We start from the raw sequence: 26,552 nt of genomic DNA on the forward strand, positions 1-26,552 counted from the left end.
GAATAAGGACAATCAATGTTTACTGACAGTCAGGTAGAGACGGCCAGATCGCTCAGGCACCACTTCCATCAGCATCCCGAGCTGAAGTTCGAGGAGACCCAGACAGCGAAGGTGGTCGCCGAGAGATTGCGCGAGCTGGGATACAAGGTCACAGAGGGCATTGCAGAGACAGGTGTCTTGGCGGAACTGGACACTGGTCGTCCTGGTCCCGTCATTGCCTTTCGCGCGGACATGGATGCGCTGCCGATTGATGAGGCCAACACCTTTTCGCACTGCTCCACCAAGCGTGGGCTGATGCATGCCTGCGGGCATGATGGCCATACCGCCACACTCCTTTTGGCGGCTGAAGCCATCATGGAGCAGCGCGGTACCTTGTCCGGCCATTTGAAGCTGATCTTCCAGCCAGCGGAGGAAGGCGGTAACGGCGCAGCACGGATGATCGAAGAAGGTGTGCTGGAGAATCCGAAAGTCTCCGCGATATTCGGCTACCACAATCGTCCGAACTTCCCGGCCGGCCAAGTATTCGTCAAACCCGGTCCAGCCATGGGGGGTAACGACACCTTCCGTGTCACTGTCGAAGGGAAAACCGGGCATGCCGCCATGCCGCACCTGGCAGTGGATGCGATCTATGTGGGTACCTCGATCATCCAGCAGCTTCAAGGACTGGTCGCGCGTCACAAATCGCCGCTGGAAGCAGGTGTCATCACGATTGCCGCCTTCCATGCCGGTGATGCGGCCAACATCATCCCCGGCGAAGCCGAGATCCTGATCAACATCCGCAGTGACCGTACTTCGTCACGAGATGCTCTGGCCGGCCAGCTTGAGCAGGTCATTTCGGGCGTGTGCAGCGCGCATGGCGCTAGCTACCGAATGACGCATGAGCTCGAGATCCCGCCTCTCCTCAATGACGCCGAATGGTCTGACAAGGTTCTCGAGATCGCTCGTCAGCACCAGGTCAGTGATGACATCAAGAAGCTGGATTACATGCCCACCATGGGCGCTGAGGACTTCGCCTTCTACCTCAGGGAAATCCCCGGGTGCTTCTTCTTCGTCGGCAACGGCGACAGTGCCTATCTGCACAATGAGCATTACGACTTCAACGACGACATCCTGCCGGTCGCGGGCGGAGTCTTCCTGTCGTTGGCCAAGGACTTGCTGGCGCGCGATTGAACAAGTCAGTCAGATCAACATAATAAGGACAACAACAATGCAAGCCGTTCTCGCATCCATCGAACGTACAGGGAACAAGCTCCCTCACCCCTTCATTCTGTTCACGATTCTGGCGGGACTGATCATCCTCGCCTCGGCGGTGCTGGACCTGCTCGGTGTGTCTGCCGTCAATCCGCAAAGCGATGCCGTGGTACATGTGCGTAGCCTGGTATCACCTGAGGGTCTGGAGTTCATGCTGACCAGCGTGGTCAGCAACTTCATCAACTTCCCGCCCCTGGGGCTCATCCTGGTCGTCATGTTCGGGATAGGCCTGGCTGACAAGGTCGGCCTCATGTCCACGCTCATGCAGGTCAGCGTCGCGAAAGCGCCTCCGGTCCTGCTGACGTTCTGCGTCTTCATGGCGGGTATCTGCGGCAGTATCGCCTCGGATGCCAACTATCTGATTCTGATTCCTCTGGCTGCGATGGTGTACCACTCCGTAGGCCGCCACCCCATCGCCGGGGCAGCGGCGGCTTATGCCGCCGCAGGCGCTGGCTACGATGCCAGTCTGTTCGTGACCGTAGGCGACGCACTGTTCTCCGGTATCACGACGGATGCGGCCAGGCTTGTGGACTCCAATGCCTATGTCTCACCGGTCGACAACTACTACTTCGTCGCCTGTTCGGTGTTCGTGCTGGCCATCGTCGGGACTCTTATCATCGACAAGGTAGTGGAGCCGCGTCTACAGCGCGTCCTGCCCATGGGCAAGGACTTCACGGCACAGGGCGAAAAGCCTGAACTGAAGGCAGAAGAATGGCTCGGTATCAAGCGTGTTGGTCTGGCCACTCTTGCCTATATCGCGCTTGTACTGATCGCGGTACTGCCTGAGGCTTCCCCGCTGCGCAATGCAGATGGCGGCTTGATCCCCTCTCCGTTCCTCAAGTCCCTCGTGCCGCTGATGTTCCTGTACTTCGTACTGATTGGCCTGGTTTATGGCGCGACTGTCGGCAAGATCACCAGCAGTCGCGATGTCCCACAGAAGATGGCGGAATCTGCCAGCGAGCTGGCCCCGACACTGGTGCTGTTCTTCGCGATCTCGCAGTTCATCGCTTACTTCAAATGGTCCGAGCTGGGTCAGTTCATTGCCATTGAAGGCTCCGATATCCTGCAGAGCACAGGCTTTACCGGCCTCCCACTGGTCGGTGCCTTCATCGTGATGACGGCAGTGCTCAACATCTTCATGACAAGCGGCTCCGCGCAATGGGCGCTGATGGCACCGGTCTTCGTACCCATGCTGATGATGATCGATTTCGACCCTGCCTTCGTGCAGGCGATGTTCCGTATCGGTGACTCCAGTACCAACATCATCTCGCCGATGAGCCCCTACTTCTCGGTGGCGCTGGTCTACATGCAGCGCTATCAACCGGAAATGGGCCTCGGTACTCTAGTGGCTACCATGCTGCCACTGGCGCTTGGCTTCCTGATCGCCTGGTCGGCCTTCCTGATGCTATGGCTCTCGCTGGGCTGGGCCATCGGGCCGGGGGTCTACATGATGGCGGGCTGAGTCAGTGCATCCCCATCATCACCTTCCATAGATAGTCGGCAGCCGGCGTCAGCCGTCTGCCGACTCTGCGTACCAGATTGCCTTGGGTGGCCTCTGCCAAAGGGTGCTCGATGGGGATGGCAGACAGGAGGCCCGCCGAGACCTCTTCATGTGCAGCGGCTGCCGTCATGAAGGCGACACCAACACCCGCACAGGCCATCCGACGCGAGATGGAATGCAGATTGCAGCGGTAGGAAGGCGTCGCGACCTGGCCTGCCGTACGGAAGATGTCATTGACCAGACGCTGCGACCCCGAGACCTCCGGCAGGAAGATCAACTTGTGACGTGCCAACTCCGCCACGGAGACGCTTTCATGATCTGCCAGGGGATGATCCCTCGCCACGAGAGCACATAGAGGCCCGCGGGCAAAGGAATGCACGACCAGACGAGGGTCTACCACCGGTCCGTAAGTCACCGCGATATCCACCTCATCATGCAAGACCATCTCATGAGGCTCGCGCGGCGCATAGATGCCGGTGCGCATATCGATCATCACATCTGGATAACGCTTTGCGACGGTGCTCAGCACCGACTTGATGAAGCTATCCACGAAACCATCACCGACAGAGACAGTGACCTGCCCTGTCTGCAGATTCTTCCAGCGTGACAGCGTATCGCGAAGCTCGGAGTTGAGTTGCCGCTGTGCCAGATAACTCTCCAGCACCAGTCTCCCCGCCTCCGTTGGCAGTACATGGCGGCCATTTCTCTCGAGCAACGCCACGCCCAGCTCATTCTCCAGACTCCGGATCTGACGCGTTACGACAGAAGGATTCACATCCAGATGCTCTGCAGCCGCCCGAACCCCACCACAACTACTGACTTCCTGCAGATAAAGCGCGCGCTTGTCCAGACACTCCATTTGTCACTACGCCTCTGATAATCAGTGCTACATGCTGGTAGTCATACAGATATCACAGATTCCATCTGCACATCGCATGTCGCTAACTGCCTGAATATGCGACGCACCTCGCCATACCCTGATTTAGTCATGGTGCATGACGCGCTATCATGCCCCTACAGCCTTATCTGCAATTCCTATAGCAGTTCCATACGCGGGAGCATCATCGTGAACACGGAAAGTCATTCCCAGCTGGCGAGTTACATCTGGTCCATCGCGGACCTGCTGCGCGGCGATTTCAAGCAGTCTCAATACGGGCGCATCATCCTGCCCTTCACCCTGCTGCGCCGCCTGGAGTGCGTACTGCAAGACACCAAGGCCAAGACATTGGCCGTGGCGGAAGAGAACGCCGACAAGCCGGATACCCTGCGCGAGAAACTGTTGATGCGTGCCACCGGGCGCGAGTTCTTCAATGCCTCACCACTGGCCCTGGGCACGCTCTCCGCGACCCAGACCTCAGAAGACTTGATGAGCTACGTGCAGGCTTTCAGCCCCAGTGCACGGGAGATCTTCGAGCACTTCGAGTTCGAGAACTTCGTCCTGCAGCTGAGTAACAACAACCTGCTCTACAAGGTGGTCGAGCGCGTCGCGGAGATCGACCTCAGCCCCGAGGCTGTCAGCAACTACGAGATGGGCATCATCTTCGAGGAGCTGATCCGCAAGTTTGCCGAGAGCTCCAACGAAACCGCCGGTGAGCACTTCACCCCACGCGATATCGTGCACCTCACCACTTCACTGCTGATGACCGGTGAAGAGGAACACATCGCGCCCGGTGGCATTGTCACCCTGTATGACCCCACGGCGGGTACCGGTGGCTTCCTCTCCGAGGGCGATGCCTACATTCAGGACATCAGCCACAACGTCAGCGTCTCGCTGCACGGGCAGGAGCTCAATCCCGAGTCCTACGCCATCTGCAAGGGCGACATGCTGATCAAGGGCCAGGGCATTGATCAGATCAAGCTCGGCAATACCCTCTCAGATGACCAGCTGGCCGGCGAGCGCTTCGCCTACATGCTCTCCAACCCGCCCTTCGGTGTGGATTGGAAGAAGGTGCAGAAGCAGATCACCGATGAGCACACTCTCAAGGGCCACGATGGCCGCTTTGGCCCCGGCCTGCCGCGTGTCTCCGATGGCTCGCTGCTGTTCCTCATGCATCTGGTATCCAAGATGCGTGCGCCCAGCGATGGCGGCTCGCGTATCGGCATCATCCTCAATGGCTCGCCGCTGTTCACTGGCGGTGCCGGCAGTGGTGAGTCCGAGATTCGCCGCTACCTGCTCACCCGCGACATGGTGGAAGCCATCATCGCGCTGCCGACGGACATGTTCTACAACACCGGCATCGCCACCTATGTGTGGATTCTCTCCAACCGCAAGCCACAGGCACGCAAGGGCAAGGTGCAGCTGATCAACGCCGGTGACATGGGCAGCAAGATGCGCAAGTCACTCGGCAGCAAGCGCAAGCACCTGGAAGACGGCCAGATCGAAGAGCTGGTGCGCCTCTACGGCAGCTTTGCCGGGGAAGACGAGAGCCTCACGGAAGATGGCGCGCCGCGCAGCAAGATCTTCGCCAATGAAGACTTCGGCTACCGCCGTATCACCGTCGAGCGTCCGCTGCGCCTCGACTTCCAGGCCAGTGAGGAACGTATCGCTCGCCTGAGTGACGAGAAGGCCATCCAGAAGCTCAAGGAAGAAGAACGCAGCGCCCTGCTCGCCGCCTGCGCCACCCTGCCGGATACGCTGTTCACCAACCGTGACGCCTTCACCAAGGTGCTCAAGGCCGCCCTAAAGGCCGAGCTGCCCGCCAGCATGAAAGTCGGTGCCCCGCTGCTCAAGGCCGTCATGAACGCCTTGAGTGAGCGCAGTGACACAGCCGATATCTGCTGTGACAAGCACGGCAACCCGGAAGCCGACAGCGGCCTGCGCGACTACGAGAACGTGCCGATGAACGAATCGGTGCTGGAGTACTTCGAGCGTGAAGTGAAGCCCCACGTGCCCGATGCCTGGATCGACGACACCAAGCGCGACCCGCTCTCTGGCCGTCTCGGCATCGAAGGCTATGAAATCCCCTTCAATCGCCACTTCTACCAGTTCGTGCCGCCGCGCCCGCTGGAAGCCATCGATGCCGACCTCAATGCCTGTACCGACCGCATCAAGCAGATGATCGAGGAGATGTCGGCATGAGCTTCAAAGCCTATGAAGAATACAAGGACTCAGGTGTCGAGTGGTTGGGGGAAGTGCCTAGCCACTGGGAAATAAGCCGTATTAAGTTTCTTGCTGAATTGGTTACTGGTATCACTCCACCCAGCGATGATATGTCAAACTACGCTGATTCTGGTTGGCCTTGGCTTAGACCTGATGACTTAGATGAATCAGGCACCCCATCGCATGGAACAAAATTTTTAACGGCTAAGGGCTGGAATTTCTGTAGGCCTATCCCACCACATTCTACTTTAGTGTGCTGCATTGGCAGTATTGGGAAAATAGGTTTCAATAAAAACTTATCGTGCACGAACCAACAAATCACTAGCTTAATCCCTAAACAAAGCCCCAAATTCTTGTTTTATCTTTTGAAAGCCTGTAAGCATGAGCTCGAATTATATGCCACAGGGAATGTACTTCGCATATTGAACGCTGAGCGTTTAGGGAACATCTCAACAATAATCCCGACATTACCTGAGAGTAGAAAAATAGCTACTTTCCTCGACCACGAAACCGCGAGTATCGACGCGCTGATCGAGGAGCAGCAACGCCTGATCGCTCTCCTCAAGGAGAAGCGTCAGGCGGTGATCTCGCACACCGTCACCAAGGGCCTGGACCCGAATGTGCCGATGAAGGATTCCGGTGTGGAGTGGCTGGGATACGTGCCGGCGCATTGGGAGGTATGCAAGCTATCCCATGTTACAGATAGCAGATGCGATGGACCATTTGGATCGGCCTTAAAATCAAGCCATTATACTGATGAAGGCGTTAGAGTTATTCGCCTACAGAATATAAAATTTGGGACATTCAACAATTCCGATGCTGCCTACATTGATGAAGATTATTACAAAAATAGCATTGATAAAAGCGATGTGATCGAGAATGACATATTGATTGCCGGACTTGGTGATGAAAAAAACTTAGTGGGTAGAGCATGTGTAGCGCCGGTAGATATATATCCTGCCATGGTAAAGGCTGATTGCTTTAGATTTAGATTAAAGTTGGAGAAAACAAATCCTTATTTTATGGCATTACAACTTTCATCAGGAGCTAAGGCTGACGCAGGTATCTTAGCAACTGGTTCTACTAGATCGAGAATACCTCTCTCCACAATGAGCTCAAGAAAAATAGCTGTGCCTGATCTGTCAGAGCAGAGGAAGATTTTTAGTTACATAGATGATAAAAATAAGAAATTTGATGCTCTTATAAATGACTCGTTATGGAATATAGAGTTACTCCTAGAACGTCGCTCCGCCCTGATCTCCGCCGCTGTCACCGGCAAGATCGACGTGCGTGACTGGCAGCCACCTAAGGCGAGCCAAGCAGCTACCGAGTCAGCGGAGATCAGCGCATGAGTCAGGGACGCAGCATCCGACTGTTTCTGGTCGATGGCACACCGAGTGGCCTGATGACTGCCGAGATCATGAACTGGACCGGCCATGTCATCACTGGCCCGCGCGGGAAGTTGAGCCAGTTGGTGCAGCGTCCCGAGTGCGGTCGAACCGGGATCTACTTCCTGATCGGTCCAGCCGCTGAGGATAGTTCGCTGCCGTCGGTGTACATCGGTGAGAGCGATGACGTGGCCACCCGCCTCAAACAGCACAACCGCCCGGAGGACAAGGGCGGCAAGGACTTCTGGGAGCGGGTGTGCCTGGTGACAAGCAAGGACCAGAACCTGACCAAGGCTCACGTCAAACATCTCGAAAGTCTGCTGATGCAGGCCGCACGCGAGGCCGGCCAATGCCGCCTGCTCAATGGCACCGCCCACGAGTACGGCTGCCTGCCGGAGTCGGACCGCGCCGACATGGCCTTCTTCCTGGAGCAGATTCGTACCGTGCGTCCGGTACTCAGCTTCGACTTCCTGCGTGAGCGCCCCAAGCCCTCAGCTTCCAACACGCTTGCCGAACCGGCTGACATCAGTACTCAAGCATCACCACTCTTTGTGGCAGAGGTGCCACGCCTCGGTATCAAGGCGCTGGGCAAGGAAATCGAAGGCGAGTTCTATGTCTTGAAGGGGTCATTGGCCAAGGGTAGTTGGACAGGCAAAGGCGGGGGCTATCAGAACCTTTACCAGCAACTCTGTGATAACGGGGTGCTGATCGAAGCGGAAAAGGGATTACGCTGCTTTTCTACCGATCAGGCCTTCTCGAGCCCCAGCGCCGCCGCCGCGGTGGTGTCCGGTCGTGCAGCCAATGGGCGCGAGCACTGGAAGACAGAAAGCACCGGCCAGACCTATGCGGACTGGCAAGACAGCGTGGTAATGACGACCCCCAGCGCCACCGATGAAGGCTACGCCCAATAACGTACCAGTGAGTCAGGCCAGCATGCCGACTCCTCACGAACAAGCAGGAATGCCTCATGGCTGATAGCAAGGAAGCGCAGTTTCAGCAGGACATCGTCGATAGCCTCGTCGCCAGTGGCTGGCGGCTGGGCAAGGCGAGTCAGTATGATCGCGCCACGGCGCTCTACCCCGAAGATGTGATTGCCTACCAGAAGGCCGCCTGGCCGGAGCGCTGGGATAAGTTCTGCAGCAGCAATCCGCAGAATCCGGAGCAAGCGCTGATTCGGCAGGTAGAGCGCCAGCTCAAGCAGCTGGGCACGCTTGCCGTGCTGCGCCACGGCTTCAGTGTGCCGGGAACTCCGCTTACTCTGTGCAGCTTCATGCCTGACCACGTCATGAACCCGGAGTCGGTGCAGCGCTATCAGGCCAACATCCTGCGCGTGGTTCCAGAGGTATCCTACTCTCCATATGCCAAGAACAGCGGCACTGGCAAGGCCGGATACAACCCACGACTGGACCTAGTGCTGTTCGTCAATGGCTTGCCGATAGCCACACTGGAACTGAAAAGCGCATTCAAGCAGTCGCTGGAGGCCGCCAAACGTCAGTACCGTAAGGACCGCCCGCTGAAAGCCCCTACCACCCGCAAGGAAGAGCCTCTGCTTGCCTTCAAGCGCGGCGCGCTGGTGCACTTCGTAGCGCGCCAAGATGAGGTGGCGATGACGACTCGCCTAGCCGGTGACAAGACCTTCTTCCTGCCCTTCAACCGTGGCAGCGTGGAAGGCGGTGCGGGCAACCCACTGGCAGAGGACGCCAACAGCTATGCCACCGACTACCTGTGGAAGCAGGTACTGCAGCCGGATGCCTGGCTGAAGATCATCGGCCGTTTCCTGCACTTGGAAAAGAAATCGGACGAAGACTTTGAGGGCAACCGACCCAAGAAGGAAACGATGATTTTTCCGCGTTTCCATCAGTGGCAGGTCGTCAATCAGCTGCTGGAAGCCACACGTCGTGACGGCGCCGGCAACCGCTACCTGGTTCAACACAGTGCGGGGTCTGGCAAGTCAAACTCGATTGCCTGGACGGCGCACCAGCTGGCCAACCTGTATGCCGAGGATGGCAGCCGCATGTTCAACTCCGTCATCGTGGTGACGGACCGCACCGTGCTGGACAGTCAGCTGCAGAACACCATCTATCAGTTTGAACATGCCCACGGCGTGGTGTGCCCCATCAGCCGTGAAGGCGCGAGTGCCAGCAAGTCAGCCCAGCTGGCGGATGCCCTGGCGGCCAACACCCGCATCATCATCGTGACCCTGCAGACCTTCCCCGCCCTCTTCGATGCACTGGAGAAACGCCCCAAGCTGGCAAAAGGCCACTACGCCGTCATCGCCGACGAGGCCCACTCCTCCCAGACGGGCTCGTCTGCGGGCAAGCTCAAAGCCCTGCTCAACAGCGCTGGGCAAACCAAGGATCCAGAAGCCGAGCTGAGCAGTGAAGAGGTGATGGAAGCCGCCGTGGCCGCGCGCAGTGCCAGTCAGCGCATCAGCTACTACGCCTTCACCGCCACGCCCAAGGGCCGCACCCTGGAATTATTCGGGGTACGCCCAGAGCCGGAGCTGCCAGCCAGTGACAGCAACAAGCCGCGCCCCTTCCATCTCTACTCCATGCGTCAGGCCATCGAGGAAGGCTTCATTCTCGATGTGCTACGTCGCTATACCACCTACAAGACGGCATGGAAGCTCTCGCATCCGGATGGCGACGAGATAGAGGTAGATTCCAAGAAGGCCAGCCGTACCTTGGCGCGCTGGGTACGCTTGCACCCGCATAACATCAATCAGCGGGTCGAAGTCATCGTCGAGCACTTCCGCCATAACGTGCGCCATCTGCTCAACGGGCAAGCCAAGGCGATGGTGGTCACCAGCAGTCGGCAAGAGGCTGTACGCTATCAGCTGGCGATGCTCGCCTATGTGAAAGACAAAGGCTACGACGACGTGCACCCGCTGGTGGCCTTCTCGGGAAGCGTACCGGCCGATGATGTCATCCCTGAAGAAGTCACCGAGGCCAGCGCCCTGCTCAATGCAGGAGTAAAAGGCCGCGACCTTGCCACGGCACTCGATAGCGACGACTTCAATGTGATGATCGCTGCCAACAAGTACCAGACCGGTTTCGACCAGCCCAAGTTGTGCGCCATGTACGTGGACAAGAAATTGCAGGGCGTGGAGTGCGTACAGACCCTCTCGCGCCTCAATCGTCTCTTCCCCGGCAAGGAAACCTTCATCCTCGACTTCTTCAATGACACTCAGGACATTCTGGATGCCTTCGCGCCCTACTACCGGGAAAGCGAGCTGGCCACGGTGTCAGACCCGCAAGTCATCTATGACATGCAGCAAAGTCTGGATGACACCGGCATCTACCACGGACAGGAAGTCACCCAGTTTGCCGAAGCCTTCTTTGACCCCAAGGCGCCGTCATCGAAGCTGTCGTTTTACTGTGACCCGGCGCGTGATCGCTTCAACAAGCGTTATGTCGCGCTGACCGAGCACATCCGTGCCTGGCGTGATGCACGCGACACTGCCGAGAAGAATGGCGATGAGATGGGCCTTAAGCGCGCCGAGCAAGAGCTCAAGGATGCAGGCACCTCTCGTGATGAGCTCGACCTGTTCCGCAAGAACCTCAAAAGCTTCGTGCGCGCCTACGAGTTTCTCTCACAGATCATCTCCTACGAGGATACAGAGCTGGAGCAGCTTTGCGTGTTCGCCAAGCACCTGAGTCCACTACTGCGGGAAGACCGTCTCAAGGACCCGGAGCTGGACGTCAGCGAGCTAGAGCTGACGCACTACCGCCAGACCAAGCATCAGGAGCAGGAGCTGCGTCTGGAAGAGCAGGAAGGTGAATTCGGGCTGGACTCCATCACCGAGGTCGGCTCCGGCACCCCGAAGGCCCCGGAGAAGAGGAAGCTGGATGAGATCATCGCCACCCTGAATGACCTCTACGGTGCCGAGATCCAGGACGACGACAAACTCCACTTCGCCAATGGTCTCGCTACACGCCTGGAGCGCGATGAAGACCTCATGGGGCAGGTCAACAGCTACAGCCTCGAAGACGCCATGAAGGGCCTGCTACCCAAACGCCTAAACGACGTACTGCTCGATGCACTGGCTGACCAAGAGAAGATGTCCATGCCGATACTGGAAGACGGCGGGATAGAGAAACGCTTCGCTCACCTGATGTATCAGCTGCTCAGGCAGCGTAGTGAAGGTGGCAAGGGGGTGCAGGGATAAGGGCTTGAAGCAGTCCTGGGAACCAGGGATCGACAGAACGAAAAAGTCCGTCGCCAAAAAGAGGTTGGTCCGAGTCAAGGTCAATTTTATAAGATTCACTCTCACCCACTGGAGAGAGACAACACATGAAACATTCCAAGCAATCTAACCAGCAACAACAAAATGACCGCTCTCGGGCGCTTAATCCTAATCGTGGTACTACTGGCACAAATCGCGAGAATTCCAAGGTTCATGGAAACCGCGGCAAGCAATTAAATCCAAACAACAAATAGACATGGAGTCAAGGCCTCGGCTAAAAACCGAGGCCTAACTATACACATGACAACTCAATATACTTACCCCTCCTTGGGAGAGGCTATCAAATATTTTGTGTCTACTATGGGTATTCTACCTCGTAAGAATGAAGTCAAAGAGAATACAAATACGAGTGAAGCAGAAAAAAAGAAAATTCAAAAGCAAATTGAAAGGCTTGCCCGAGAGGAAGGGCATTTACAGGCACAATTTGATGCCCTGATTCCCTCAATAAACAATTATCTCAAAGACTCTATTTCCTGTCCTATAGTAGCTGCCCAGATATGCTCAGTAGCCAACAAGTTACACGACAGCTATAAAGAGCTGCTAGTTAGTCAAGGTACCTTCATGAGTCAAAGGGATACCGTCCTATACTTTATAAAAAACTTTGCTATAGAAGCTTGTGTTACGGAATCAAGCTTGGCATATCTAATATACCAACACTTAAGACCAGACGCAGTATGGCCAGAAGAGGACTTCTGGTATCTTCCAGAAGAAAGGGATGGAAAAATAGTATGGCCGATAGCCAACGCAATGAAATGGGCATACTCAGTAACCGACCTCTCGCAAACTCAATTCCATAAACCAGCTGATAGCCAGGATGTTTTCAATAGATTAGAGAATAATCTCAAAAATGCCAGTAAATGGACGCGCGGAAAGTCTATACCCAGCATGCTCGGATTGACAAAAAATATTCGCGACTCGCTGGAAGCTCAGGAAAACAATGGAAAGAAGATACCGAGTGAAGTAAAGGACAGTATACTAGCCACTATATCTCTATCTCTAGTTCTGACTTCATTAGCGCAAGACGTGAAGAGAAACTATGGCACTGAGACATTATTCCAGCTAACAGACCAAATAAAACAATATGTATACTGGATCAGAGAAGACATCGATGAGTTCCAGAAAAATTACTCTGAAGAGATTCAGTTACGAGAAATAGATGACAATATTTCTGCACAAAAGCTAAAATATAAAATGCTATCTACGTACATACCGTTCTTTCATGAGAAATGTCAGCGAGCTAGACATCCTATATCTAAACATATATTGCACCAAAGATCTATCGATAGAGCGATGGTCAATTGGCTGGCAAAAAAATATGGTAACTATGCTGCCAAAGTGCCTGAGTATGCGTATGATATTAGCCCTGTCAACGTACCCGAAGGCTTTTCACTGTTGATGCCGATAGCATTGACCATGATAAACGATAATAACATTACATCAAAAGATATCGATAACTTTAGCAATTCACTACAAGTATATAATCTTGACAAACAACTTCCGTGGGTAGCGGACTGGTTATACGGCGGCTATTACTATAGAAAGGACGAGTTTGAAAAAGCACATCAGTATTTTCAGAAATCGTTTCAGTATGGAAAGTATAGAGCAGGAAACACTTTCTATCGAACCCTAAACCAGCACATAGAGGTTTGTGCAAAACTTGACAAATGGAAAGAATTCAAAAAAGCAGCTCTGTGGGCAAAGTATTTAGGGATACCTGTGAGGTGGCTGCGTGACGAAGAACCTACTGATGAAAATCTTAGAGTTGCTTACAACTTTTTAGGTTTAAAGAACTGTAAATATCCACGATTGTAATTGATACAGCCTTATCCATTAAGCTGATCTGAAGCGAAATCTACCAATATAGACAGCTTTCAAAGCACTGTAATATCGGCCTAACTTCCTCGTTGACGGCTTGCCCTTGGCTGAGGCTCAGGAGAGAAACCCGTAATTTATCGAAGGGTACAACTATGGACATAGTCACAGTACCCTTCGCTCCATAACTCCAGGCTAGGATTATGACGGCGAAGCGAGAGGTTCTGAAGTACTAGCTGACGGCCTCAAAAGCAGCATAGCAGCGTCTTCCCCAGCGGTAGTTAAATAGAATCCGAGCATTCAGCCTATCCACAAATTAACAACAATGGTGTAAAGCTAGTACTACTCAAGCCCTAGCGACTTCAACACTTCACTTTCGCTGACCACATCAGTGGTCACAACAGCATCCTTTAATAGAAGCTTCCCGCTGAGTAATCGATCGAGATGAACATCAAAGGAGTCGTGCACAGGATGTAAGGCCGTAGGAATATTAATATAGACATTTTTCCTCTGACCAATACGATAAATCCGATCGGTAGCCTGTGCCTCTTTAGCGGGGTTCCAGTGGCGTTCCAGATGAATGACATGGTTAGCACCCACAACCGTCAGACCAACACCTGCAGCAACCGGTGACATGATAATGGCATTGAAGCCCTGAACAGATTCAAACTGCTCAATTAAGCCCTTCCTAGTGAGGCTATCTCCTTTTTTTTCTACCGCAGATGTATCGCCATTTATAATATTGACATCAAGCCCATATATTTTATCCAACCATATCTTCACGAAACGTTGCACATTTTTTGAAAGAATAAATATAATAACCTTTTCACGAGCCTCCTTTATGTCATCAAGAATATTGAGGGCAACCCTCATCTTGGCAGATTGAGACATAATCTCTCGGTATGACTCAGGATTGGAAATCAAGGACTGCAATGGCGCACCAGCACGTGGGTGAAGCGATATTGTCCTCAATTTCTGCAGTGTCGAAAGCGCGATGCCTCTGACATCATCTGCTTCAGCCCTCAGTTTTCGATAGACTTCTATTGCTTCATCGTAGTGGGATAGTTGAGCACCGCTCATAACAGATGAAAGCTTTGGACTGTAGGAAACGTTATGCGATGATACAGGCACACCACTATAGATACTCTTAGTAGGAAGATCTAAGAGTTGATTTTCCTTGATGCGACGCAGCATAAAGCCACCGACTGCAGAACGTAGATCTTGACCAATCGATTGACGAATGGAATCCTTCTCGTCTTCAGAGGCACGTAGTATAGGGGACACCCATTTATCTCTGAAATAAACCCAATCTCCCAACAATCCAGGCTGCGCAGTATCCATCAGGCACCAGAAGTCACCGAGAGAGTTCTCAACAGGAGTACCAGTAGCCAATATCTTGATATCGCTATTAAGCCCCTTTGCTGCATGTGTCTGCAGCGTATTGGGATTCTTGAGATTTTGGGCCTCATCAAAGATGACCATTCCCCAGTCAACGAGACATAGTGAGAACTGGTAGTCACGGAGAGTTTGATACGTCGTAACAACGAGTCGTCTATTGATATCGAGCCTTTTTGAGCCTGCGTCTGGCCCAACATGGAGAGCAAATCGAACCTTATCTTGGTCCATCTGGCCCTCTTCGTTCAATAGCTCTGAAGCCTGTGCGGACTCCCGTTTCTCACCTTTCTTCTTGAACTCGGCAAGATCTCGGCCAGACTGAAGGATCTTGACATCTTTGAAAGGAATAGTCTTGTAAGTAAGTGAAACCTCCTGCTCCCAATTCTCCACAAGGCTAAGAGGGGCAACGATGAGAATGGGTTTCTCTTTCAACTCATTCCGTCTGCTGTGTAATAGATACTCATTGATGGCCACGAGTGACATGTATGTCTTACCTAACCCCATGTCATCAGCTAGAACCCCCCCTTGGATACGCTCAAAACTATCACCTTTATCCAGAGTACTCAGTTCAATCAGCTTCAGCATCCAGTTCACCCCCTCTTCCTGGTGGGGAAAAGGCTTCCTGGCATAAATCTCCCAGTCAGGTTGGTTCTTTACCGTGTGTGCATCGAGCCTGGCTCTTAGGGATTCACCGTTGTCTTCAGCATCTTTTACAATTATGCCAACTTGGGTATCAGTTCTATCGACAATTTGATCAATATCTTCTTCTGACTTCTCTTTATTATCAAGACGGTTCGCCACCTTACCTAGAATACTTTCTACATTCTCGATATTCGATATGTCAACACTCTCTCCTTGAAAGTCAACAGTCTGCGCTCCTTGAGAACAAGCTACATCGAGTTTCCTCTGAAAATCCTCAAACTCCTCATGGCTTTTGATGAGCTTATTGATAATCTCGGGAGGTGAGGCTGACTGTTCAACGCCAAACCAGTCGTTATTTCCTTGTTCCAAGCCTCCAAAATCCATATGCTTTATCTTGCCTACACCAAGCACGCGAACCGAAAAACCAAGGTCTAGATTAACTAAAGAAGCATCAAGAAAAGCAGAGGGAGAATTGATAAAGTCAGCCACGCTTTCTGAGGGAATTCGGCGATTATTCATTACCTCTCTAACACCGCTCATCCTTTCTTCGTCAAGTATTACCACCTTGTTTTTTATTCTAATCACACCGTCATCTGAATTAATATCCAACTGACCAAGCCTGTTTTCAATCTCATCCAAGCCATCGCCAACACTAGGAAAAAGCTCCAAGCTACCATCAGGCAACTGTTTTGCAATAACACCAATCTCTTCTGCCTTTTCAACATTGATTCTTTCGAAATGGCTCAAGTCAACGTTCATACCGCTTCGCTTGGCCATCTGCAGTGAAGCTAGAAGTCGTAGGTTGTCACTGCTCTCCTTAAGATTCTCAGGTAGCATTGAATGCTTTTCCAGCGCCTGAAATGCTATCAACTGCGAGTGAACGAGCAAGTAGCGATTATCAGGCCCGACTTCCATGAGAGCACCTTTGATACGACAGGGAACCTGATTTCCATTAAAAACAGGATAAACCTTTACAGAAAATCCCTTATTGTTAGAGTGACCTTTGATGGATGCCGTAAACTCTCCCTTAAACTGGGGTGGAAGCTCCAGAATTTCTATTTGCTCATTATCCAACGAAGCAGCGACGAGCGTGTCAAGGCTGAAACCGTTAGGAAACCGCGTGGCAAGCCCCTGCTCTTCGAGCATACGAAGAACAACCCCCTGCAGGTTAAGGTTGGGAGAGCCCTTACCCGAAAGAAATGTCTCAAACTCATGCTTATCAAGATATAGTTTGACACCGTCATCATCAAATGTTAACTCAAATCTCTCTGCACCACCTTGATGATCACCTTCATCAGGCAGAATACTTCTCAGGATTTTCCGAAGTTTATTCTTCATCATCGAGAACCCCACTGTTCCTCAATATGCTCTCACCATCTTCTGTAACGACCCATTTGAAATCAGACGTTTGCTGACAATAACCTTGCAGGTCCCAGTGCAAGGTATGGTTGATGTCTGTCAATGGCAGACCTAAATGTTTAGAAGCATCCCTTGCCTTGCTACCTGGATATATATATAAATAAAGCAAAATCTGAATTGCCAAAGGTGATGAGACGCCTTCGAAATGATTCCTTTTTACCAACTCATCAAAACCTATATTTTTATCAGCAGTAATAAATTTTTCAGCTGGCGATGACATTATGACCGGTGGTATGGGCTTCACAACTGGCATACCAAACCTGGAAATATATCGCTTGTAATCTTCCTTTCTCAGCAAGGCTTCAATATCCAACTCAATACCATTATTAGCCAAAAACTCAAATACTTTATTCTGCCAAGTAGAAGGAGCATGAACGATGGCAGCGTGATTCAAGCCAGGATACTCTTCCCGATATCCCTTGGGCAACAGGATTGTCAAGTCAGAATGAGATAATACTGACACCTCATATCCAACATACCGATTACTCGGTGGAGCCAGGTAAATCCAAAGTTTGAAACTATGTGAACCCTCTATTAAATGGAAGTCTCCACAATCCAAGTATATGATCGCCTTGTCGGAAAGCTGACCATTTAACTTTATATAGTTAACCTTCAGCTCATCCTTCAAGATTCTTTTTACTGAGTGCTCAGCCTTGCTGCCAAGCATCAGTCTAGTGCTCTTGATCATCTTAAGCCTGAAAAGCCCCTCTAGGAACGTTCTCCTAGCGGGAAACATCCTCACCAATTCTGCATTATTGGTGGTTTCCCCATACTGCTCCAGCGCTTGAAGAAAGAGGCGAAGATCCTGCTTGGAAAGCCACCCTCTAACCTTTTCAACACGCATTTCACCTAAAGGTGCCCACCACTCTCGGTAGCTCTTAACCTTACTTGATACACGCGGATCACCAGCCAAGCTCAACATGAAATCTTGCCAAGTTTCGCTCGCCTCCGCTACACGATCAATAAGGATCTCAAGGGCTGCATGACCAATCCTCTTACCCTCGCTCCGATAGGGTGCCCTCGACACATCCTGGTGCAAAAGTTCATCAAAAATCGGCGACCACTCATTTTCGTTAACGTACTTTAACTTTTCTAAATAATAATGCGCACGACAAATATCCGAATAACGGCCCCCATCAACACCTAATAATCCAAACCTAGAGAATGTTTCCTGCAACGAAATGCTATTATTGACAGCATACTTCACTAACTGGGACGGCCCATCAACTGTCAGGATCCAGTCGCTTTGACGGTTGACAACTTCTATAAGGTCATCAATAGCCAGTTCTTCTTCCACAATCTTGATTTTACTTGCCTGATCAATAAGAGTTTTCTCAATGGATTCTCTCAGCGAACCATCGCTTGATGAAGGCAGGCGATCCAAGTTATCGAATTCCTGGAAATAGAGCTGGAGAATATTGAGAAGAGGCACTCTGCCTAGGCGAGGCTGCTGAGCTTCAACGATAACCTCAAGAAGCCTAGGACTAATCAATTTCTTCAGAACTTCAGGATCATCGAGCCATAGCTGAGTGAGTGCGCGCACGGCCACTCTTTTCATGAGCAGGCTTGGTAGCACCTCAAATCTTTTATTATTGGCAACCTTTTTAATTTCCCCTTCAGCTTTTTGATAAACTTCACCTCGCCCAGCATCGTTCTCAACCTTTTTTGCGGACGAAGTGATCTCATCCCAAGGCTCTAGTGAAAGAGCCTTCCAAGTTATATTAACTACCTCGAGAGATGGCAGTATCACAACGACTCATCCACATATTTATCTTGGATTTCTTGATAATCTTCTACTGTAGGCCGACGTATCGTAAACCTTATATCTATCCTTCTATTGGCCCGAAGATCTTCCTCGGATACCTGAACATCTGTGACAGGACGTGTTTCGGCATATCCACTAACTGAAAATACCGGCAGCCCATCCAGGTTGGTCAAGCTTTCCAGACTTCGGTTATCTGGTAAAACGTTTAGCCAATGTTGCCACAGAGAAATCGCCCGAAATGCCGAAAGCCCCCAGTTTCCCTTTCCACTCATTCCTTGATACGGACGGTTGTCTGTATGCCCTTCGACAAAAATAGTGTCGAGATATTTAATTCTATTGTTCTTGAGAATCACCTCAGCTAGGACGTTACCAATCTGCGAGGCAGTCTCCCGATACTGCGGTCCAATGATAAATTCGGCAGTTTCAAACCCTAGAATCTCATTCGGTATGCTTAATACGGTATCATTTTCACTGACAGAAACCCGAATACCCCGACGGTGAAGCTCGTCAGCAGTCTCATGGAGAATAGTTCTTCTGACTTCGTCCGCCTGACCGAGCATATGAATTTCTTTAGTGAATTCCTGCTGCTGCTCTTCCAGCTGCTCACGAATCTCCATGATCTGAACTATTAACACTACCGACGCCAATATAAAAATGATCAACAAGGCTGACATGATGTCAGAAAATGACATCCAATATGGATTTTCCTCATCGACTGTGGCTTTTTCACGTCTATAAAGCTTCATTAACGACGCTCCAAATCATCCACAATACCATTGATAGCCATCACAGTTCTCTTCATTTGATCCGCAAAGGATAAGGTGTTTTTATTCCATTCTTCCATACGTTCGGAGACCTGCTCACGAACTTCTTTGCTGTACGCCCTCAGCCACTCTTCTGCTTGCTTTTCAATATTTCCCACCTGCTCACTAAGAGACTCGCCCAGCCGGTTAAACTCATCTCTCAGCTTACTTATAAATTCTTCATTCTGGTTACTTAGTTCACCGAACCCTTCATTGGCAAATCTAGCTGCGGATTCAAGTTGATGGGACGTATTACTGATAGTCTCCTGCAACCTGGATAAAGAATTTGCATGTTCTGTAATGTTATCAAGGACCTCGCTATTTTTTATCGAAACACTATCCAGGCTTTCCGTAACAGCCTTGACTCTCTCATCAAGCACCGTAGTAGTCTTGTGGAGATTAGCCGACAGTGTTCCTAGCTGGGTCGCGCTATTAGTCATATTTTGACTGCTACGCTCAGCCGACTTGGCGACTTCACCCAGCGCGCCAGACAGCTTGCCATACTGTGAAGAAATGCCATCAAGATGCTGATTAGCATTCCTCGAAGCCTCTCCTACCTGTCTCATCAACTCTTGCTGCTCACTGACAAGCTTCTCGATGAGAACACTAAATCTTTCTTCAACCGCTTTCTGTTGCTCACTAAACTTGGCGGCACGATCTTGGTCTCTTTTCGCTTCCAGCGCCATTTGACTCTCAATCGCCTCTGCCTGAGATTCAGATATTTGCTTTAGGCTTTCTTCATGCGCTCGCTGACGTTGCTCATCTCGCTCAGAGGTGTGACGGAACTGGTGTTCCATTGACTGCGTCATCTGCTCCATGAAATATTCGAACTTTTGAGTCAATGCAGACTGTTGCTCCAAAGCAGTCTCTCGCTGCTGTTCCAGCTGATGTGCAAATTCACGAGAGGTCTTCTCAGCCTGTGCTCCACTCCTGTTTTGCTTCTCCGTTAGTGTAGTAAAGAGCTCATCCATCTTCACAGTCATTGAGCTTACTGCTTGATTTACCTGTTCGGAGGCACTTTCAAGCGCTTGACTCTGCTCACTTCCCGCCGATTTTACGCCTTCGGTGAAGTTGCCCACGAGTTTTTCGAGCACTTCAGTAGACTGATTACTCGCGTTATCCACCAATGCCTGAATGGCTGGAGCCATGACATTGTTCAGGGAGTCTGATACTGCCTGCTGCATGGCCTCACTCATGCCACTAACGGTTTCCTGAAGCCTATCCCCGATACGTTCATGTAACTCCTGCAATGCTTCCTTGCTTGCCATGCTGGATTCAGCAATATGGATAAGTGAGTGCTCGGCAGGCATACGGGGGTAAAGAAAATCAATGTCATGCTGAAGCCTGTTGATACGCCTCAAAGCGCTTCGCTCAATCATCTTCTCTATCACATTGAGCAAGAGGCTGAGTCCAACCCCCCAAACAGATGTCAAAAAAGCAATTGCGGCACCATTGATCATGCTTGCAATGCCAGCTCGCAACGTATCAACATCGTCTGTATTGACCTGCAGGTTTCTTAAACCAATAGTTAGACCAATAAAAGTTCCTAATACCCCGATCGCGGTGAGAAAGGTTGGAGTAGCCGCTAGAAGACGACTTGATGTCAGACCGTATGCTAACGTTCTTCCGTTAAAGAAATGGTCGGCATCTAGTGTATTGAAAAGCTTATCTTTATCTGGAGAATATACTAGGCTTTCATCAAACTCTCCCCATAGTTTCCCTGCCTGGGTGTCTGAATCTTCTGCCTGTTTTAGTATTTGCTGTCGTTTCCAAGCCAGCTCTTCCCTTGACTGCCCCTTGATAAGGCTCTCAACAAACTTGATGCTCTTCCTGTATTTATTAAAATAATATCCTAAAGATACAATAGCGATCATGATTATCGCCATCATGGCTAACCAGAACCAGTCGCTCATCTGGAGTTCATTGCTCTGGAACGCTAAAGGATTCATAGCTTGAAAATTTGGTAAAAGATGCGAAATAGACTCAAGCATTATTAATACCACTCAATTCATTTAAATATATATATATCGACATTGACATATCGGATCGCTGTTCCCTTAGAAAAAAAACTGACACATCTCCTCCCTCCGCCAATGCAGACATCGTCGCACGCTTACCTAGGATGCTCGCCAATCTTCCAGCCCACGCACATCACCACATACAACTCCTCGTCGGAAATCCCGGCGTGCCGACTGCGAAAAGTAAGGAACAGCCCTGAGGGTTGAGTGATCTTCATTATGGCGAGCCCCTTGTCAGGCACTGACGCACTGTATCAGCTGTTGTGACAGCAGGTAGGGCGCTTGTCGAATTTCATCCAGTTGGTAGAGCTGCCAGCCGGCTAGCGTCTGCGGGATGGGTGAAGCCTTTCCATGGTCGTTCCAGATCCCCACCTGCTGCTCCGGCCAGGAAAGCTCGAAGTTGCCAACGATTTCGCCGCTGGCGCCCTCGATATCCTGCCCAATGACGGGGCGAGGCAGTTCCTGGTCGACAATCCACTCCACCACGGGGACTGCTGCCATATCTTCCAGGTGCTGCGCCCAAGAGGGGAGCACCGCTAGGGGATCATCAAGAATCTGTTCAGCCACATGGCGCTTGAGATGATCGACGTGTACGAAGACGTGATAGCCAGCTCGGTTAGCTACCTTGATCAGTTCACTTTCTTCATTCAATAGCAGGACTGCGGGTGCGCTCAACCCTGGCTGGATACCCTCGGGCCATGCCAGGTCGAGGATGGCAAGGAGTGCGCCACTCTGTGCGTCGTTTAGCTCGTACTCGAGCTCACCGGCGGGCAGCTTGTGAAGTTCCATCCACGCCTGGAGCGCGCAAAGCTCCTGCTCCTCTTCTTCGCTCTCGATTCCCCCCGGGACTACGCGAACAGGCCCCGAGTTAGTCTCAGTATCCTGGCTGTCATCGAAGTAATAGAGTTCGTCTAGGAGCCGGTTGGTCGCTTCAGCGAGCAACTCACGGCGTGCCTTGAGGAAGTCTGGATAGCGTTCGATCTGCCACAGCTCTGGCTGCATCGGCACCCATTGGCTCTGCAGGGCATTCGGGTAACGATTGAGCACTTCCTCAAAATACTTAACAGGCAAGCGATTGGAGATGCTGAGGTTCGAGCCCTTGGTCAGGAAGCAGAAATTCGCCAAGGAGTTGACCTGCTGATGATCGTAACCGAACTCACGAAGACGGTGCTTGGGGAAGATATGGTGTAATTCGAGAGATGAGTTGTTGCCGAGCATGTTCTTCTTGAGCACGAGCCCCAGGCCCCAATCTTGCGCTTCGCCGGTACGCGTCAGCATGTAGAGCAACGAATAGAAACGGTTGCCGCGCGTATGCCCGGAGAAGTGATCGGCGCGAACCTTGAGGTTGCCACGCCAGAGGTGCAGCTCCTTGATAAGCGCCTCAATGCCGCGAGGCTGGTTATCGAGGAGTATGCCGAGGTCCCTTGAGAGCACACTCTCGGTCGAACCGGAGTATCGCCCCCATATCGCCGCGTGGATAAACCAGAAAAGCATCGACTCGAGTGTGGCCTTATCGTTGATCTTGCCGCCCTTCTCTTCGATGAAGCGCACCAGTACCGGGAAACCATAGTGGCCGGTGAGTACCTGCTGGTGGTCCAACCCCAGACGATCACCGATCACATCTAGCAAATAGCTGATGTGTTTGATGGCCTTGTTCAGACCTGTAACAAACTGCTCGCCGTCAAGGTCGTGGATGAAGGAGAACTTGGCTTCGTTGGTGGTAAGGGTGGTAATACAGCGCAGCAGCCAGTCGAGAGAGAAATGGAAACCCTGGCCGCGCCAGTCATCTAGGGCCTTGCGCATCCTGGCTCGCGCATCCGGTTGCGTGGAGCAGATACGCGCCAGCGCAAGGTCACCTTTGGAGAGCTTGGTGCCACCACTGTTGACCTTGTTGAAAATTTCTACAACCACGTCAAGGGTCTTGTCCTCTCCGGAGATCTGCTCTACGTGCACTTCGATATCGCGAACATCACGCAGCCGATTGAGCCGGTTGTTGTATCGGCTCCCCTCCTTGAAGGTCAACTCAAGAGACTCGGCCAGACGCTCTGTCACCGACTCGGCCCCATCGATCATCAACTGCGTCACGCTGATCCATTTGGGATCATTGGCCATGCGGCTAGGCATATAGAAGGAGAACTCCTCGTTCTCCACGTTGAAATAAAGATCGGCGAAAGCGCGCTCATCGCCATCGAAAAAGGCCGGAGCCTTCCCTCTCACGATGCCATACAGTGAAGTAATTCGCTGTTGGCCATCCAACAGCAGGTTGACCGTACCGGCGTTGAGCTGTTGATCGCCCCGATGACCGACGGTGCAGGCGTCGGTCGCCCAAGAGAGCAGGCTGCCCACTGGATAGCGCTTGTAGAGCGAGGTCATCAGGCCGCGTACCTGATCGCGGTTCCACACATAGCCGCGCTGGAATTCGGGTAGTGCCGTCTGTCCATTATCGATCTGATCGAGTAGCGTCGAAATCTTCATGCTGGTTCAACTCCCTGCGCGTCACTGCTTTCCATAGTAATTCACCTGCATACCGCCCCTTCCAATGAAGGGTAACAGCGCCCTCGCGATTCGCGGCCGGCACGGTATCCACCTGATCATAACCGCGGCTGAAGAGGCTCTTCTCCCGCCAGCGGTTTCCGTTGATGCCGCAGGCGATATAGATCCCGAGCGAGACAAGGGAAGCCAGGGCTCCGATGCTGCTTTCGACGGGAAACATAATCTTGCCCAGTAACAGTGGACACCCTAACGAGGAGGTACACTGTTACTGGGCAAGATCAATGGCCTGATTCGCCATTACCTCCGCAAGGGAACGGACTTGCCACTGACCCGTTAAGAAGAGCTAGATGCCATTACCTTCGAGCTGAACATACACCTCCGGAAGCGCTTCGACTTCAAATGCCCTACCGAGGTGATGAACAAACTGATCGCAAAACACGGTAATGCACCGGCCCCAATCCAATAGGGGGGTTGCACTCAGTATCCTTGTAGACTTGGAAGTAACGGATGCAAGTCTTATTGATCGACGTTGCTTCCCTTGCCATGGAGCCACTTCGTTCAGTGTACTGCCTTAACGGGGTGTCCGCTGTTGGTGGGCAAAATCAGGGCTTTTGACACCACGGCTACCGCACGGCGCTTACCTCTGGGGCGAGCTCCGTCTCATGGTCTTCCACCATGGCGTCCTGCCTTGGCGAGAAATGCATATTTGAATATAGGAAATTTCAAGAAACCTAATAATAGCCGAGTCGAGACATGCGCGAGAAGCAATCGTTAGTTCAGTGCGACACTCTGCGTCGCATTAACGAGACACCAGACTCGATAATCAGCGCACCTCGCTGCACCCTCCCCTCTATCGCGCCCTGCTTCACGCCGGAATTTTCCGCGCCATTCGCCAACGCTTATGTCTACCGCCTGACTGAACTGATACCGAGCTTCAAGAAATTCATACGCCTACGTAAGACATTGCCGCCAAATCCCAAAATCCACTTTCCCCAACCCCATGAGAAATTTCCGCCCCAGCACGGAAAATTCCGGTTTTTCTGAGCCACATCAACGATAAATTACTGATTTGTAAAGAAAGTGTTGATAATCGAGGCTCTGCTTCGCGCTCACATTCAGGGATATAAAAAACTAATGTTGCACTGCAGCATCAACAGGCGTAAGACTGTCATGAGGTTCCTTTACGTGGAGAGCACAATGACTCAACAACCTGCCTGGTCTGAGTTGGTCCCGACGACACCTGCTGCGATGTTCGATGTCTGGAAGCTGGGGACGACATCGGTGGAGATGTGGTCGACGGCGATGTCGACCATCATGTCGCGCACGCAGTTGTGGGGGACGCAGTCACCGCTGGATCCGAAGATGATCGCGGAGAACCAGAAGATGGTGTCGGAGAAGATCGCCGCCAGCTGGGAGATGTGGTTCGTGATGCAGAAGGCGTGGATGAACGCGATGTCGGGTGGCAAGGTCGTGCCGTGGTGGACGACGGGCACGCAGTTCATCAAGCCGCTGCACAAGCGCACGACGGCCAATTCACGGCGTCTGTCGTGAGTCTGCGATACCCTTGCGCGAGCCTGGCGAGATGATGGATGAGAGCGAAGACCAGTGGCGGTGGGCGGATGACGCTCACCGCCACTGGCGTTATGGCCGAGAGGTCACCCTTGAGTGGCGGAGGTGACTGTGCGGCTGGCTTGCGTGTCCAGACAGGCTTGCCAGATGCGCTCCGCGACTTGTTGTTCGTGCTCGGCATGCCGAAACAGGCAGATATCCAGCGGAGCGGTGTGGCGGTCATCCCCGACGATGCGCAGGCGACCGACGTTGAGTTCATCCCGTACGGCGCGCTCCGGTACCCAGGCGATACCGCTGCCGGCCAGGGCTCCGCGCTTGAGCACGTCTGACATCGAGCATTCGTAGCAGAAGTTGAGGCGTGCCGAGAGGGATTCCCGATTGAGGATCAGCGCGGTGAGCCGCCCGAGATAGCTGTCACTGGAGTAGCAGAGGTACGGTTGCGGAGTGTCGCTTTCCAGCGAGAACAACGTCTGCCCTGCCTCATCTACCGCACTCACCGGCACCAGACGCTCGGACTCCAGCACGATGGAGGGATAGCGCACCATGTCGGTGAGCGTCGGCAGCAATGGGCTGTTGTAGGCGAGCATCAGATCACAGTTGCCGCTGATCAGCGCATCGACACAGCCGGCGACGTGGTCCGGCACGATACGCGCCTTGAGCTTGCCCAGCCGGGTCTGGAGCTGTTCATGCCAGTCGACGAAGAAGCTGACCGCCAGCGTGTGGGAGGCCGAGATCGACACCACCTCTTCGATCTTGGGCACGAAGCCCAGTGCTTCTTCCCGCCCGACCCGCAATACCGAGAGCACATCCTGCGCCGTCCGCTGGAAGGACTCGCCGGCCGGTGTCAGCCCAACCGGAAACAGGCTGCGATCAATCAGGGTCGCGCCCACCCAGTATTCCAGATTGCGTATCCGGCGGCTGAAGGCCGGCTGAGTCACGTTGCGCAACTCAGCCGCGCGCGAGAAATTGCGCGTGACGGCCAGCGTGAGGAAGTCTTCCAGCCAGTTCATTTCCACAGCGATTTCCTGGAGTGAGGCATATAGCGCCGCAGTATAGCGTGGCTGGTCTTCCTGTCCTCTTGCATGCCTTCCTTCCTTCCTTCCTTCCTTCCGCGTAGTCAGTGCTGTCTGTTTCCCTCGCTGTTTTTACA

General features: G+C 52.4%; 16 protein-coding genes and 1 pseudogene. 10 read left to right on the forward strand and 7 right to left on the reverse strand.

Translation table 11 applies throughout. From position 1 onward, the window contains the following. The first annotated feature begins 15 nt into the window (after nucleotides 1-15). Both HXS66_RS00610 and HXS66_RS00615 read left to right on the forward strand, forming a co-directional pair. Nucleotides 16-1,170 carry a M20 family metallopeptidase gene (locus HXS66_RS00610; RefSeq protein WP_176502643.1) on the forward strand — a complete coding sequence of 385 codons (1,155 nt, stop codon included), beginning with the start codon at nucleotides 16-18 and terminating at the stop codon, nucleotides 1,168-1,170. A 37-nt stretch (nucleotides 1,171-1,207) separates the two neighbouring features. Then, a complete protein-coding gene (locus HXS66_RS00615) occupies nucleotides 1,208-2,713 on the forward strand; it encodes an AbgT family transporter (RefSeq protein WP_176502644.1) in 1,506 nt (501 codons plus the stop codon). A 1-nt stretch (nucleotide 2,714) separates the two neighbouring features. Here the strand turns inward: HXS66_RS00615 and HXS66_RS00620 are convergent, their stop codons facing one another. Then, on the reverse strand, nucleotides 2,715-3,611 hold the full coding sequence (locus HXS66_RS00620) for a LysR family transcriptional regulator (protein ID WP_176502645.1): 897 nt from the start codon (nucleotides 3,609-3,611) through the stop codon (nucleotides 2,715-2,717). A gap of 207 nt (nucleotides 3,612-3,818) precedes the next feature. Here HXS66_RS00620 and HXS66_RS00625 point away from each other — a divergent pair, with 207 nt between their 5' ends. The 6 genes from HXS66_RS00625 to HXS66_RS00650 all read left to right on the forward strand — a co-directional run bounded on the left by HXS66_RS00625 (nucleotide 3,819) and on the right by HXS66_RS00650 (nucleotide 13,298). Beyond that, the gene (locus HXS66_RS00625; RefSeq protein ID WP_176502646.1) at nucleotides 3,819-5,831 is read left to right on the forward strand and encodes a class I SAM-dependent DNA methyltransferase; all 2,013 of its coding nucleotides are present in this window, start codon (nucleotides 3,819-3,821) and stop codon (nucleotides 5,829-5,831) included. Then, complete coding sequence (locus tag HXS66_RS00630; RefSeq protein WP_176502647.1) at nucleotides 5,828-7,204, forward strand: restriction endonuclease subunit S; 1,377 nt, start codon at nucleotides 5,828-5,830, stop codon at nucleotides 7,202-7,204. Before HXS66_RS00625 ends, HXS66_RS00630 begins: the two co-directional genes overlap by 4 nt. After that, on the forward strand, nucleotides 7,201-8,151 hold the full coding sequence (locus tag HXS66_RS00635) for a GIY-YIG nuclease family protein (RefSeq protein ID WP_176502648.1): 951 nt from the start codon (nucleotides 7,201-7,203) through the stop codon (nucleotides 8,149-8,151). The genes HXS66_RS00630 and HXS66_RS00635 overlap by 4 nt, the downstream gene beginning before the upstream one ends. Before the next feature lie 56 nt (nucleotides 8,152-8,207). Continuing rightward, nucleotides 8,208-11,408, forward strand: a complete 3,201-nt coding sequence (locus HXS66_RS00640) for a type I restriction endonuclease subunit R (RefSeq protein WP_176502649.1) — start codon at nucleotides 8,208-8,210, stop codon at nucleotides 11,406-11,408. 125 nt (nucleotides 11,409-11,533) lie between these two features. Further along, nucleotides 11,534-11,680, forward strand: coding sequence for a hypothetical protein (locus tag HXS66_RS00645; RefSeq protein ID WP_176502650.1), 147 nt, complete (start codon nucleotides 11,534-11,536; stop codon nucleotides 11,678-11,680). A gap of 46 nt (nucleotides 11,681-11,726) precedes the next feature. Beyond that, nucleotides 11,727-13,298 carry a hypothetical protein gene (locus HXS66_RS00650; RefSeq protein WP_176502651.1) on the forward strand — a complete coding sequence of 524 codons (1,572 nt, stop codon included), beginning with the start codon at nucleotides 11,727-11,729 and terminating at the stop codon, nucleotides 13,296-13,298. Nucleotides 13,299-13,640: 342 nt separating this feature from the next. On the opposite strand, the gene HXS66_RS00655 is transcribed toward HXS66_RS00650, so the two are convergent. The 5 genes from HXS66_RS00655 to HXS66_RS00675 form a co-directional block, all read right to left on the reverse strand. Beyond that, nucleotides 13,641-16,676: a DEAD/DEAH box helicase gene (locus tag HXS66_RS00655; RefSeq protein ID WP_176502652.1), complete on the reverse strand. Its 3,036-nt coding sequence runs from the start codon at nucleotides 16,674-16,676 to the stop codon at nucleotides 13,641-13,643. Continuing rightward, entirely contained in the window at nucleotides 16,663-18,504 is a 1,842-nt protein-coding gene (locus tag HXS66_RS00660; RefSeq protein ID WP_176502653.1) for an EH signature domain-containing protein, read from the reverse strand. The genes HXS66_RS00655 and HXS66_RS00660 overlap by 14 nt, the downstream gene beginning before the upstream one ends. After that, on the reverse strand, nucleotides 18,501-19,265 hold the full coding sequence (locus HXS66_RS00665) for an OmpA family protein (protein ID WP_176502654.1): 765 nt from the start codon (nucleotides 19,263-19,265) through the stop codon (nucleotides 18,501-18,503). Before HXS66_RS00665 ends, HXS66_RS00660 begins: the two co-directional genes overlap by 4 nt. Continuing rightward, nucleotides 19,265-21,235 (reverse strand): anti-phage ZorAB system protein ZorA, encoded by a 1,971-nt coding sequence (gene zorA, locus HXS66_RS00670; protein ID WP_176502655.1) that lies wholly within the window; start codon nucleotides 21,233-21,235, stop codon nucleotides 19,265-19,267. Before zorA ends, HXS66_RS00665 begins: the two co-directional genes overlap by 1 nt. Before the next feature lie 339 nt (nucleotides 21,236-21,574). Continuing rightward, nucleotides 21,575-23,815: a DUF262 domain-containing protein gene (locus HXS66_RS00675; protein WP_176502656.1), complete on the reverse strand. Its 2,241-nt coding sequence runs from the start codon at nucleotides 23,813-23,815 to the stop codon at nucleotides 21,575-21,577. A 295-nt stretch (nucleotides 23,816-24,110) separates the two neighbouring features. Between HXS66_RS00675 and HXS66_RS17405 the strand changes: the two are divergent. Both HXS66_RS17405 and HXS66_RS00680 read left to right on the forward strand, forming a co-directional pair. Then, nucleotides 24,111-24,299: pseudogene (locus tag HXS66_RS17405) on the forward strand (IS30 family transposase); the annotation flags it as partial. A 731-nt stretch (nucleotides 24,300-25,030) separates the two neighbouring features. Then, nucleotides 25,031-25,384, forward strand: coding sequence for a hypothetical protein (locus tag HXS66_RS00680; RefSeq protein ID WP_240499551.1), 354 nt, complete (start codon nucleotides 25,031-25,033; stop codon nucleotides 25,382-25,384). Between the two features lie 104 nt (nucleotides 25,385-25,488). Here the strand turns inward: HXS66_RS00680 and HXS66_RS00685 are convergent, their stop codons facing one another. Continuing rightward, nucleotides 25,489-26,412, reverse strand: coding sequence for a LysR substrate-binding domain-containing protein (locus tag HXS66_RS00685; RefSeq protein ID WP_255303083.1), 924 nt, complete (start codon nucleotides 26,410-26,412; stop codon nucleotides 25,489-25,491). Nucleotides 26,413-26,552 lie beyond the last annotated feature (140 nt).

Source organism: Cobetia sp. 5-11-6-3, assembly GCF_013374055.1.
GTDB lineage: Bacteria > Pseudomonadota > Gammaproteobacteria > Pseudomonadales > Halomonadaceae > Cobetia > Cobetia marina.